Genomic DNA, 12,254 nt, shown 5'->3' with positions numbered 1-12,254 from the left:
CGGTTTCGGTGAGTCAGGCGATGGCCGTATCGATCGTGATCGGGTGCGAGAGGATCTTGTGCACCGGGCACGCGTTCGCGATCTGCAGCAGGCGCTCGCGCTGCTCGTCGGTCAGGTCGCCGTCGAGCGTGATGCGGCGCATGATCGTGCTGCCCGCGCCGCCCGCTTCGTGGGCGAGCTTCACGTGGACTTCGGCGAGCGGCCAGCCCTTGCGTTGCGCGTACATCTTCAGGGTGATCGCGGTGCAGGCGCCGAGGCTCGACAGCAGCAGCGCGACGGGTGTCGGTGCGGTGTCGCCGCCGCCGAGCGACACGGGTTCGTCGGCGCGCCACTGATGCACGCCGTCGGTGAAATGGACCAGGTAATCGACGGAGCCGATGCTCGCTTCGACGGACAGTTCGCTCATTGCAATTCCATGTGGGGAAAGGGGAGACGGGCCGGCCAGGCATGGCCGGGCGTCACGGTTCGAGCAGGCGCTGCAGTCGCAGTTCCTCGAAATCCAGCTCGGATTCTATGCGGTGCAGCACCGCGTCGTCGACCCGGCCGTCGCGATGCAGGTCGAGCAGCGCGTCGCGCGACACGCCGACCAGCTCGAGCTCGACGCGCAGCATCCGCGCGCGTACGTCCGCTGGTTGCGCGCCGTCGCGGTGCGCGTGCTCGTTGAACGCGACGCGGCTGCGGTATTCGGTCAGCAGCCGGTCGAGCGATGCACGTTCGAGGCCCGGGCCGCGCTGTTCGCGAGCATCGAGTTCGGCGAGCGCCGCGCCGAACGTGTACGCGCGCGCCGCATGCTCGGACATCGTGTGCCGCGCGGCCGGGCGCAGTTTCAGCACGCGGATCAGCGGCGCGAGCGTGCCGCCTTGCACCACCAGCGTCGCGATGATCAGCAGGAACGTGCTGAACAGGATCAGGTCGCGCCCAGGGAAGTCGTTCGGCAGCGCAATCGCGGCCGCGAGGCTCACGACCCCGCGCATGCCGGACCAGCCGAGCACGACGGCTTCGCGCCACGACCACGGCGCGTGGCCCGCGCGCGGCGCGCGCAGGCGGCCCGGCAGCCACATTGCGACGAACACCCACACGACGCGCGCGGCGATCGCGGCGGCCGTCGCCGGCAGCGCGACGCGCAGGCCGGCCATCAGCACCGCGCCTTCGTGGTTCACGCGCGCGAGGATCGCGTGCAGCGCGAGGCCGATCAGGATGAACACGAGCGCGTCGAGCACGAAGACGATCGCTTCCCAGGTCGCCTTCGCCTTGATCCGCATGTCGGCGTCGAACACGCGATGTTGGCGCACGCCGAGCACGAGGCCGCAGGTCACGACCGACAGCACCCCCGAGCCATGTACGGCTTCCGCGATCCCGTAGCTGCCCCACGCTATCGCGAACGTCACGACGATGCCGAGCATCGGTTCGCGCAGGCGCTGCAACACCCAGCACATCGCATGACCGCATGCAAGACCGACCGCGATGCCGATCAGCGTGAGCGAGAAGAACAGGCCGGTGGCGCTCGCGGTCGTGATGGTGACGGCGAGCGCGGCGGACACGGCCATCTGATACAGCAGCAGACCCGACGCATCGTTGACGAGGCTTTCGCCTTCGAGCACCGCGACGAGCCGGGCGGGCAGCGGATGGCGCTGCAGGATCGCCTTCGCGGCGACCGCGTCGGGCGGCGACACGATCGCGCCGAGCGTGAAACACGCGGCCCACGGCAGCGCCGGATTGGCCGCATGCACGGCGAGCGCGACCGCAACCGTCGTGAACGCCACCGCACCGAGCGCGAGCGACGCGATCGATCCGAGCTCGTGCCGGAATTCCTTCCATGCCGTATAGAAGCCGCTCGACATCAGCAGCGGCGGCAACACGGCCGCAAGCAGCAGCGCCGGGTCCATGTCGGGCACGCGCTTGCCGGCGACGGCCACCACGCAGCCGCCGAGCAGCAGCACGACGGCCGGTGGAATCGAGATCCGCTCCGCGAGCCACGTGAGCGCGCCCGCGCCGCAGATCAACAGCAGCAGGTAATGAAACAGTTCGACGTTGGTCATGAGCCTTGCATCACGACGGTTTGCGGTCGTTCGCGGCGCCGCCCGGCAGCGTGCCGAACATGTGCTGGCTGCATTGCGCATCGCGCCACGCGGTATTCAGCCGGTAGCCGGACAGCATCCGGCGCGCGAGCGGCAGGATCTGCTCGCCGGCCAGCATGCCGAGCAGGCCGAGGAGCGCGATGATCGGCGGCGCCGGAGAATTCACGCCGAGCGCGCCGTAGATGACGCCGGCGAGGATGCCTGCGAACAGCGACAGAAAATACGGTTTCATGATGAAAATCGCTCGTGATAGGCTGATCGGGGGGCGAAGGGCGCGCCTTCAACGTGCTGGAAGCGTATCGGGTTTACGCGTGGAACAAAAGGGCGGATAGCCCTTGATGAGCCCCTTCTTTCGGAATTCGATCGATTCCATTTCTTGGGTGTTCGAGCCGCGGCTTTTCCGATTAAATGCCTGCAGCCGGAAGACGCAGATCCGGGGTAACGCACAGCCGGCTCCTCTCGGTTCCCGATCGAGGCAAGCCTCCCACGATTCCTGTTCAAAGGATGATTCGCGCCATGCGCAACCCGAAGCTTGAAGTCCTCACCCCCCAGAACAGCCAGTTGATCTTCATCGACCAGCAGCCGCAGATGGCATTCGGCGTGCAGTCGATCGATCGCCAGACGTTGAAGAACAACGTCGTCGGGCTCGCCAAGGCCGCGAAGGCATTCAACATCCCGACCACGATCACGACCGTCGAAAGCGACAGCTTCTCGGGTTACACCTATCCCGAACTGCTCGACGTGTTCCCGAACCAGAAGACGCTCGAACGCACGTCGATGAACTCGTGGGACGACCAGAAGGTGCGCGATGCGCTGGCCGCGAATGGTCGCAAGAAGGTGGTCGTCTCGGGCCTGTGGACCGAAGTCTGCAATACGACGTTCGCACTCTGCGCGATGCTCGAAGGCGACTACGAGATCTATATGGTGGCCGACGCGTCGGGCGGCACGTCGAAGGACGCGCACGACTTCGCGATGCAGCGGATGATCCAGGCCGGCGTCGTGCCCGTCACCTGGCAGCAGGTCGCGCTCGAGTGGCAGCGCGACTGGGCACGCCGCGAGACGTATGACGCCGTGATGGCGATCGCGAAGGAACATTCGGGTGCGTACGGCATGGGCGTCGACTACGCGTACACGATGGTCCACAAGGCCGCGCAGCGCACCGCGACGCCGCACGAGTCGATCCCCGCCGTGCCGGCGAAGTAACGGGCGCGGGCCGCCCGTTCAGACGGGCGGCAGAGCCCACGGCGCGTGCGACAGATGTTCGACGAGGAAGTCGAGCAATGCCGTCACGCGCGCGGCACGCAGCATGCCGGGTGGCGTGACGAGATTGACGTTGATGTCGGCGATTTTCCAGTCGTGCATGACTTCCTCGAGCTCGCCGCTTTGCAGCGCATCCCACACCAGGAATGTCGGCTGCAGCGCGAGACCGTGGCCTGCAAGCAGCGCGGGGCCAATGACGTCGGCGTTGTTGGTGCGGATGCGGCCGCGCACGGGTATGCCGATTTCGTCGTTCGACGTGGCGTGGCGAAAGCGCCAGTAGTCGGGCGTCGGGATGTTCGTGTAGGTCAGGCACACGTGCCGGTCGAGTTCGCTCGGATGGGTCGGCCGGCCATGCCGGTCGAGATACGCAGGCGATGCGACGAGCGGCCGGCGCACCGCGCAGAGACGACGCGCCCGCAGCGAGGAATCGTTCAGCTCGGCGATCCGGATCGCGACGTCGAAACCGCCCGACACGATGTCGACGAAGTGGTCGGTCAGCACGAGGTCGATGTCGACGCGCGGGTAGCGTTCGAGAAACGCGGGCAGTACCGGCGCCAGGTGGCGCAGCCCGAACGACATCGGCGCGTTCACGCGCACGAGGCCGTGCGGTTCGAGCGCGTGCGCGGATGCCTCGCCCTCGATCAGCTCGGCGTCGGCGAGCAGCCGGATCGCGCGATCGCGCAGCAATTCGCCGGTCGGCGTGAGCGACAGCTTGCGCGACGTGCGGTACAGCAGCATCGCGCCGAGGCGCTTTTCGAGGCGTGCGATCGCTTTCGACACGGTCGGTTGCGAGATGCCGAGCAGGTCGGCGGCCTTGGCGAACGAACCGGTCTCGGCGACGCGCGCGAAGATGGCCCAGGCTTCGAGATCGGGAAGATGTTGCATGGCTGGAGAGCGTGGCGGCGAAGTGAAGCGGACGGGGCGGCAACGGTTCGGGCCGCCGGCGGACGGCGCCCGGGCGGCAATGCGGCACATTCTAATTCAGTCGGGAAGGGCGTATGGAATCGTATCTGGCTTCATTGGGCGCGGGCGTGCTGGTCGGCGTCGTGTACAGCGTGATCAAGGTGCGCTCGCCCGCACCGCCGTTGATCGCGCTGGTCGGGCTGGCCGGCATGCTGATCGGCGTGGCGGCCGTCGCACCGGTCCGTCACTGGCTCGGTTTCTGATTGCATCGAGGACATATTGATGAGCGCAACCGAGTCCCAACGGGATCTGATCCTTCACGACGGAAGGTTCACGACGCTCGACCGCGCGAACCCGTCTGCGGCCGCAGTGGCGATCACCGCGGGCCGCTTCGTCGCGATGGTCGTGGCGAACGATTTCTGGAACCGCTAGGGAGCCGAACATTTCATGGCGCTCAACAGCTTTTTCGAGCATCTTGGGTTGATCGCGGCACTCGTGCTCGCGACCGTGCATCGCCGATGCTCGGCAACCGGCCGGCGACGGCCTCGGGTGACCGGGATCGCCCGAGCCGCTGCACCATTTGATGAAACAACAAGGACACCCGTCATGAAAATCCTTCGTTCCGCGTTGCTGGCGCTTGCGGTTGCCAGCGGCCTCGTCGCCGCGCCTGCCGCGTTCGCGAAACCGCCCGTGCCGCCCGCCGTCGCGCCCACGGTTGCCGTCGGTCCGCAGTACGATACGACGCACGTGTGCGTGGCACCGGAAGACTTCGACCGCTTCACCGACAGCTTGGTCGCGACGTTCGGCGGCAAGAAGTCGAAGCAGGGCGTGTTCCAGGTCACGCCGACGCCAAGCCAGACGATGTCGCAACTCGTGTTGACGCCCGTTGGCACGATCTCGGTGTTCGGCTTCAAGACGCCGATCCCGTATCCGTTCTGCGCGGAGCGCACCGGCTATCTCGTCACGGACATGGATGTCGCCGTGAAGTCGGCGCGCGAGCATGGCGCCGACGTGATCGTCGACACGTTCCCGGATCCCATCGGCCGCGATGCGGTCATTGCGTGGGCGGGCGGCGTGAAGATGCAGCTCTACTGGCATACGCAGGCGCCGAACTACGACGCGTTGCAGACGATCCCCGAGAACCGCGTCTACGTGTCGCCGCAAAGCGTACGCAAGTTCGTGCACGACTTCGTCAGGTTCTCGAAGGGCAAGGTGGTGTCGGACAACCTGAAGGCGCCGGGCATCGAGATCGGCCGGCCGAACGACACGTACCGCCGCATCCGCATCGAGTCGGGCTTCGGCAAGATGACCGTGCTCGTGACCGACGGCCATCTGCCTTACCCGTTCGGACGCGAGATGACCGGCTACGACGTGCCCGATCTCGCCGCGACGCTGAAGAAGGCCGAAGCCGCGGGTGCGACCGTGCTCGTGCCGCCGTTCACGGCGGATGGGCGCGACGCTGCACTCGTGCAGTTCCCGGGCGGCTATGTCGCCGAGATCCATGCGAGCGCCGCGCGATGAAGCACGAAGACACGCTCCTTGCCGCGGTGGCCGGCTTCGTCGACACGCTGAGCTTCGTCGCGCTATTCGGGCTGTTCACCGCACACGTGACCGGCAACTTCGTGCTGATCGGCGCGGGCATCGCGGGCTTCGGCCAGGGTGTCGTGCTGAAGCTCAGCGTGTTTCCCGCGTTCGTGTGCGGCGTGATTGCGAGCAGCCTGATCGCGCGGTCGATGTCCGGGCGGCCCGCCTGGCAGGGTGCGCGCGCGCTGCACGCGGTGCAGGCCGTGCTGCTGCTCGGCTTCTGCGCGGCCGGCGTGTGGGCGACGCCCGTCACGCAGCCCGACGCGTTGCCGGCGCTCGTGGCCGGCATTGTCGGTACGTTCGCGATGGGGGTGCAGAACGCGCATCCGCGCGTGATTCCGCGTGCGGGCGGCGTGCCGAATACGGTGATGACGGGCAACGTGACGCAGGCGATCCTCGATGTCGTCGACCTGCTGTCGGCCGGCACCGCAGACACCGCGCGCGCGGCGGCGCGGGCGCGCTTCGGCAAGATGCTGCCGGCGATCGTCGCGTTCGCGCTCGGCGCGGCGGGCGGTGCGCTCGGGTTCCGCCATGTCGGATTCCTGGCGCTGCTCGTACCCGTCGGCGTGCTTGCGATGCTCGCACTGTGTGCGGCGCAAGCGGTCGGACCGGCCACGCAGGAGCGCGCATGATCGCGCGGGAGCGGGGGAGTCAAGGGAGGCGCCACGGCCGCCGCTTCGAGCAGGCCGCGCGCTTGTCCATCGTCGCGGGCCTGCTGTTCGCGGGCGCCGACGCGGCGTTCGCGGAAACGGCGGCGACATCCACGTCGACTTCCACGTCGACATCGACACCCGGTGACGCAACCGCTTCGACATGCACGGCGAAGCGGCCGACGGTGCTGTTCAACCGCTGGCAGGAAGACTGGTCGGTGCTGGCGAATCCGTGCGTGCCGCGCGCGCCGCTCGACGGGCTCAAATACATTCCGCTCGGCAATGATCCAGCCTCCTATCTGTCGCTCGGCGTGAACCTGCGCGAGCGGCTGGAGACCAACGACGCGCCGCTGTTCGGGATCGGCTCCGCGCAATCGGATACGTACCTGATCCAGCGCGTCGAAGTGCATGCCGATGCGCATCTGGGCCAGCACTGGCAGTTCTTCGTGCAGTTGCAGGACGACCGCGCATTCGGCAAGAACACGATCTCGCCGGTCGACAGGAACCCGCTCGATCTCGAACAGGCGTTCGCGACCTACACGGGCGCGCTCGGCGGTGGCACGTTCAAGTTCCGCTTCGGCCGGCAGGAAATGGCTTTCGACTTGCAGCGCTTCATTGCCACGCGCGACGGCCCGAACGTGAGGCAGGCGTTCGATGCAGTGTGGGCCGACTACGAATATCAGAAGTGGCGCTTCATCGGGTATGCGACGCAGCCCGTGCAGAACCGCACGATGTCCGCGTTCGATGACGTGTCGAACCGCGACCTCACGTTCAGCGGCGTGCGCTTCGAGCGGCAGTCGGTCGGGCCGGGGGATCTGTCCGGCTACTGGTCGCGCTACAACCGCAGCAACGCACGTTTCCTCGATGCGAGCGGCCCCGAGCATCGCGACGTATGGGACTTGCGCTACACCGGCACGCAGGGCCGCTTCGACTGGGATCTCGAGACGATGCTACAGACGGGGACGGTCGGTAACAACACGATCGGTGCGTGGGCCGTCGGCTCGATCGCGGGCTACAAGCTCGATGCGCCGTGGTCGCCGCGCATCGCGCTGCAAGTCGATGCGGCATCGGGTGACCGGCATCCGCACGATGGCCGCGTCGGCACCTTCAACCCGCTCTTTCCGAACGGTTATTACTTCACGCTTGCCGGCTACACGGGCTACTCGAACCTGATCCACGTGAAGCCGTCGGTGACGCTGAAGCCGTCGCCGAACCTGTCGCTGCTCGGTGCGCTCGGCTTCCAGTGGCGCGAGACCACCGGCGACGCCGTCTATCAGCAGCCGAACGTCGCGGTACCCGGCACGGCAGGCAAGGGCGGCCTGTGGACGGGGATGTACGTGCAGCTGCGTGCGGACTGGACGATCGCCGCGAACCTGATCGGCGCGGTCGAGGCCGTGCACTTCCAGGTCGGCGACGCGATCCGGCAGGCGGGCGGGCACAACGCGGACTACGCCGGCATCGAGCTGAAGTACGGCTGGTGACGCGGCCGCGCGGCACCGCGCGCGCATGAAAAAAGGGCGGCCGCGCGGGGGCCGCCCTTCGTGCGTCCGGGCCGGCACCGCGGCCGGCCCGTTTGCCGCGATGGCGTTACAGGTTCGGCGACAGCGCGAGCGCGTTCGTCAGGTCGCCCATCGGCTGCGCGCCGTTCGCCTTCAGCGCGTCGTCGCGCTGCTGCAGGCCCGCGAGGCGCGGCAGCGAGAAGCGACGCGTGATGAAGCGCAGGATCGAACCCGTGTCGTACTGCGTATGGTCCACGAAACCCTTCTTCGCGAACGGCGACACGATCAGCGCCGGAATGCGGGTGCCGGGGCCCCAGCGATCGCCGCTCGGCGGCGCTGCGTGATCCCAGAAGCCGCCGTTTTCGTCGTACGTGACGACCACGACCATGTTCTTCCACTGCGGGCTGGCCTGCAGGTGCGCGATCACGTCCGCGATGTGCTGATCGCCGGAGGTGACGTCCGTGTACCCCGGGTGCTCGTTCAGGTTGCCCTGCGGCTTGTAGAACGTAACTTGCGGCAGCGTGCCCGCGTCGATCGCCTTGATGAAGTCCGCGCCGTTCGCGCCGCCGTCGAGCAGGTGCTGCGCGCGGCTCGCGGTACCCGGTGCCTGGTTCGCGTAGTAGTTGAACGGCTGATGGTGCGGCTGGAAGTTCGGCGTCGAGAGGTCGGCGCCGTAGATCACGTTCGACGTGCCGTTCTGGCTCGCCTGCAGCGCCTGGCCCCATGCGCCGCTATACCATGCCCACGACACGTTCGCGTTGGTCATCAGGTCGCCGATGTTGGTCGCCGTCTGCGGCGGCATCGTCGAAGGATTGGCCGGGTCGGCGAGCAGCGGGTCGCCGCCCGTGGCGGCCTTGTTACCGCTCGGCTGGTACGCCGGCTGCATCGTGTTGACACCGTAGAAGTCCGGCGTCAGTGCGCCGTCGTTGACGAACTTCGGCGGGCCGCTCAGCGCCGAGGCCGGCGAGTTCGCGGCGACTGCGAGCGACTTGCCGTCGGCGTTCAGGACTGCGATCTTGCCGGCCGCCGGACTCTTGTCGGCGTTCGCGTAGAACGGCGCGCACGCGCAGATCAGGTACTGGTGGTTCAGGAACGAGCCGCCGAACGCGCCCATGAAGAAGTTGTCGGCCAGCACGTATTGCTGCGCGATCTTCCACAGCGGCAGCTTCGACGGATCCGGCGTGTAGTGGCCCATCGTCAGGCCGCCCGCATCGGTCCATGCGGCATACATGTCGTTCTTGCCGCCGTCGATCTGCATCTGGTCCTGGTAGAAGCGGTGCACGATGTCGCGCGTCGCGATGCTCATCGACTGGTTGAAGCCGTTGGGATCGTCGATCGCGAACGGTGCGTTCGGCAGGTTCGCCGTCATCGCTTCGGTGACCGCGGGCGTGATGCCGGTTGCGGTCAGGCCACCCCAGACCTTCGGCAGCGTCGCCATCGTCGAGCCGTCGCGATCCTTCTGCACCGAGTTCGCAGCCGTTGCGTTCTGCAGACCGTTCGCGCCCGGGAAGTTGCCGTAGAGGTTGTCGAAGCTGCGGTTTTCCGCGTAGATCACGACGACGTTCTTGACGGCCGACAGGCCTTGCTGCGTGACATCGTCGCCGCCGCAGGCGGTCAGGCTGAGCGCGGCCGCGAGGGCGATCGGCGTGTAGCGAATCCAGGCGTGCTTCTTCATGCGATGTTCTCTCTCTTTCGTCGTTTGTCGCGTGTGGGAACCGGGTTGGCGTCGGGCCGGCGCAGGAACCACGGGGCACCAACCGGCTGCGCGCATTATCTGAAACCCGTTTGACAGCCGGGTGTAGGGGCGCTTTCAATTGACTGTCGGTCGAACGTCATGCACCGGTCACGGAACTGACATAAGCTCCGGCCGATTGCCCACCGCTACAAGAAGAACGACGATGCACAGCCTTCTGAAATCCTTCGCGTTCGCGCGATCGTTGATCCCCGCCGCGGCGACGCTCGCGCTGATGGGCGGGCTCGCGCCGCTCGCCGGCTGCGATGCGCGGCCCGGTGCGAACGCGCAGGCGGTCTCCGTCGTGTCGGCGGCACAAGCCGCCCCGGCCGCCCCGGCCACCCCGGCGGTCGCGCCGGCCAGCCAGCCGCAGACACGCGCGCAGGTATTCGAGGGCGTGAAGCAGATGACGGCGCTCGGCAAGCAGTTGTTCTTCGATCCGTCGCTGTCCGGCTCCGGCAAGCTCGCATGCGCGTCGTGTCATAGCGCCGAGCATGCGTTCGGTCCGCCGAACGCGCTGTCGGTGCAGCTCGGCGGCGACGACATGCATCGCATGGGCTTTCGCGCGGTGCCGTCGCTGAAGTACGTGCGCGGGATTCCGCCATTCACCGAGCACTTCCACGATTCGCCCGACGAAGGCGACGAAAGCATCGATGCAGGCCCGACCGGTGGATTGACCTGGGACGGTCGCGTCGACACGCGCGATGCGCAGGCGCGTATTCCCCTCACGTCGCCATTCGAGATGAGCAGCTCGCCGGCGCGGGTCGCGAAGGCGGTGCGTGCCGTGCCCTATGCCGACGCGTTCCGCAAGGCATTCGGCGATCGGGTCCTCGGCGACGACCAGGCGACGTTCGGCGCGGTGCTGCGTGCGCTCGACGCATTCCAGCAGCAGCCGGCATTGTTCGATCCGTACACGAGCAAGTACGACGCGTATCTGGCCGGCCACGCGCAACTCACGCCCGCCGAGTTGCACGGGCTGCAGCTGTTCAACGACGAGAAGAAGGGCAACTGCGCGAGCTGTCACGTGAGCCAGCGCACGCTCGAAGGGGGGCCGCCGCAGTTCAGCGATTTCGGCCTGATCGCGATCGCTGTGCCGCGCAACCGCGCGCTGCCGGTCAATCGCGATCCGCGCTTCCACGATCTCGGCGCGTGCGGCCCCGAGCGCACCGACCTGAAGGGCCGCGACGAATTCTGCGGGCTGTTCCGCACACCGTCGCTGCGCAACGTCGCGTTGCGCAAGACGTTCTTCCACAACGGCGTGTATCACTCGCTCGAGGACGTGATGCGCTTCTATGTCGAGCGCGACATCCATCCCGAGAAGTTCTATCCGGTCGTGCACGGCAAGGTGCAGGTGTATGACGACCTGCCGAAGCGCTACTGGCCGAACATCAACCGCGAGCCGCCGTTCGACCGCAAGCGCGGCGACGCCCCCGCGCTGAACGCGGCCGAGATCAAGGACGTGATCGCGTTCCTGAACACGCTGACCGACGGATATCAACCGGCGGCCACGTCGGCCGCGCGCTAGAACACGGGCCTTGCGGCACGCATGCTATGCTCGCTGGCTGACGGGCGTGGCGCGTGCCGGGTCGCCGGCCGCGCGCCACGCCGTTCGATCGAACATCCAAGGAGAACAACACATGTCGATGCGTGCATCCCTTTCCGTCGTCACGCGCGTGCTGGCCGGCGCCGCGTGCGCAGCCGCGATGCTGCCCGCCCACGCGCAAAGCAACCTGGGCTTCCTGAACGACACGCCGCTGACCTACTTCAGCAAGACCGACCGCGCGTCGCTGGCCAAGGCCGTCGTGCAGGTGCGCGACGAAGGCAAGGACGGCGAGACCACGACGTGGCAGAGCAGCGGCCGCGGCACGCAGATCGACGCGAAGCTCACGCCGTCGACGTCCGAGAACGACGGCAAGACCTGCCGCGAAATCGCCACCGACATTACCGCGAAGGGCCAGACGATGACGCTCAAGCCCGTCTACTGCAAGACCGCCGCGGGCAAGTGGCAGCTGCAGAAGCGCTGAGCGCGCGAGCAATGAAGCGCAGCGGTGCGCGGCGCACGGTATCGTGCGGCGTCGTGATTCTCGACGGGGCCGGCCGCGTGTTCCTCGCGCACGCGACGGATACCGCGCACTGGGACATCCCGAAGGGGCAGGGCGAGCCCGGCGAGTCACCGGCCGACGCGGCGCTGCGGGAGTTGCGCGAGGAAACCGGCATCGAACTCGCGGCGGCGCGGCTGCTCGATCTCGGCCGCTTCGCATATCGTCACGACAAGGACCTGCACCTGTTCGCGGTGCGGGTCACGGACGACGAGATCGATCCCGCGCACTGCACGTGCACGTCGATGTTCCCGAGCCGTCGCGACGGCTCGCCGATTCCCGAGATGGACGCGTATCGCTGGACCGCACCCGGCGACGTCGACGCATATGCGAGCCGCAGCCTCGCGCGGTTGTTTCGCACGACGCTGTCGCTCGCGGATCTGCACCGGCGACTGGCGGGCGCGTGAGCGCTGCCGCGTCGATTCCGACGATCCCGCGAGCGCAATAAA

At 67.4% G+C, this 12,254-nt stretch carries 14 protein-coding genes; 9 read left to right on the top strand and 5 right to left on the bottom strand.

Going from position 1 to position 12,254, the window contains the following annotated elements; all coding sequences use genetic code 11:
* Positions 1-13: 13 nt before the first annotated feature.
* The 3 genes from WS66_RS22895 to WS66_RS22885 are packed head-to-tail and all read right to left on the bottom strand — an operon-like array spanning position 14 to position 2,310.
* Positions 14-406: an OsmC family protein gene (locus tag WS66_RS22895; RefSeq protein ID WP_059606465.1), complete on the bottom strand. Its 393-nt coding sequence runs from the start codon at positions 404-406 to the stop codon at positions 14-16.
* Between the two features lie 52 nt (positions 407-458).
* A complete protein-coding gene (locus WS66_RS22890) occupies positions 459-2,039 on the bottom strand; it encodes a Na+/H+ antiporter (RefSeq protein WP_059606466.1) in 1,581 nt (526 codons plus the stop codon).
* Between the two features lie 10 nt (positions 2,040-2,049).
* Positions 2,050-2,310 carry a DUF1427 family protein gene (locus tag WS66_RS22885; RefSeq protein ID WP_059523312.1) on the bottom strand — a complete coding sequence of 87 codons (261 nt, stop codon included), beginning with the start codon at positions 2,308-2,310 and terminating at the stop codon, positions 2,050-2,052.
* Positions 2,311-2,594: 284 nt separating this feature from the next.
* Here WS66_RS22885 and WS66_RS22880 point away from each other — a divergent pair, with 284 nt between their 5' ends.
* On the top strand, positions 2,595-3,281 hold the full coding sequence (locus tag WS66_RS22880) for a hydrolase (protein ID WP_059606600.1): 687 nt from the start codon (positions 2,595-2,597) through the stop codon (positions 3,279-3,281).
* Positions 3,282-3,299: 18 nt separating this feature from the next.
* Here the strand turns inward: WS66_RS22880 and WS66_RS22875 are convergent, their stop codons facing one another.
* Positions 3,300-4,223, bottom strand: a complete 924-nt coding sequence (locus tag WS66_RS22875) for a LysR family transcriptional regulator (protein ID WP_059606468.1) — start codon at positions 4,221-4,223, stop codon at positions 3,300-3,302.
* Between the two features lie 113 nt (positions 4,224-4,336).
* Here WS66_RS22875 and WS66_RS22870 point away from each other — a divergent pair, with 113 nt between their 5' ends.
* From WS66_RS22870 to WS66_RS22855, 5 genes are all read left to right on the top strand, one after another.
* Entirely contained in the window at positions 4,337-4,504 is a 168-nt protein-coding gene (locus WS66_RS22870) for a DUF1427 family protein (RefSeq protein ID WP_059467730.1), read from the top strand.
* Positions 4,505-4,523: 19 nt separating this feature from the next.
* The gene (locus tag WS66_RS34470; RefSeq protein WP_159086572.1) at positions 4,524-4,673 is read left to right on the top strand and encodes a hypothetical protein; all 150 of its coding nucleotides are present in this window, start codon (positions 4,524-4,526) and stop codon (positions 4,671-4,673) included.
* 174 nt (positions 4,674-4,847) lie between these two features.
* Entirely contained in the window at positions 4,848-5,762 is a 915-nt protein-coding gene (locus WS66_RS22865; protein WP_059606470.1) for a hypothetical protein, read from the top strand.
* Positions 5,759-6,457 (top strand): YoaK family protein, encoded by a 699-nt coding sequence (locus WS66_RS22860; protein WP_059606472.1) that lies wholly within the window; start codon positions 5,759-5,761, stop codon positions 6,455-6,457. The genes WS66_RS22865 and WS66_RS22860 overlap by 4 nt, the downstream gene beginning before the upstream one ends.
* Positions 6,454-7,956, top strand: a complete 1,503-nt coding sequence (locus WS66_RS22855; RefSeq protein ID WP_059606475.1) for an alginate export family protein — start codon at positions 6,454-6,456, stop codon at positions 7,954-7,956. The genes WS66_RS22860 and WS66_RS22855 overlap by 4 nt, the downstream gene beginning before the upstream one ends.
* Positions 7,957-8,062: 106 nt before the next feature.
* Here the strand turns inward: WS66_RS22855 and WS66_RS22850 are convergent, their stop codons facing one another.
* Positions 8,063-9,649, bottom strand: a complete 1,587-nt coding sequence (locus WS66_RS22850; RefSeq protein ID WP_059606480.1) for an acid phosphatase — start codon at positions 9,647-9,649, stop codon at positions 8,063-8,065.
* A gap of 223 nt (positions 9,650-9,872) precedes the next feature.
* Here WS66_RS22850 and WS66_RS22845 point away from each other — a divergent pair, with 223 nt between their 5' ends.
* From WS66_RS22845 to WS66_RS22835, 3 genes are all read left to right on the top strand, one after another.
* Positions 9,873-11,231, top strand: coding sequence for a cytochrome-c peroxidase (locus tag WS66_RS22845; protein WP_059606482.1), 1,359 nt, complete (start codon positions 9,873-9,875; stop codon positions 11,229-11,231).
* A 112-nt stretch (positions 11,232-11,343) separates the two neighbouring features.
* Entirely contained in the window at positions 11,344-11,730 is a 387-nt protein-coding gene (locus tag WS66_RS22840) for a hypothetical protein (RefSeq protein ID WP_059606483.1), read from the top strand.
* 11 nt (positions 11,731-11,741) lie between these two features.
* Entirely contained in the window at positions 11,742-12,212 is a 471-nt protein-coding gene (locus WS66_RS22835) for an NUDIX hydrolase (protein WP_059606485.1), read from the top strand.
* Positions 12,213-12,254: the final 42 nt, after the last annotated feature.

It is taken from the genome of Burkholderia sp. LA-2-3-30-S1-D2 (genome assembly GCF_001523915.2).
GTDB classification, from domain to species: domain Bacteria; phylum Pseudomonadota; class Gammaproteobacteria; order Burkholderiales; family Burkholderiaceae; genus Burkholderia; species Burkholderia diffusa.
The sequence above is the reverse complement of the archived record's forward strand: the minus strand, read 5'-3'. Positions and strand labels throughout refer to the sequence as shown.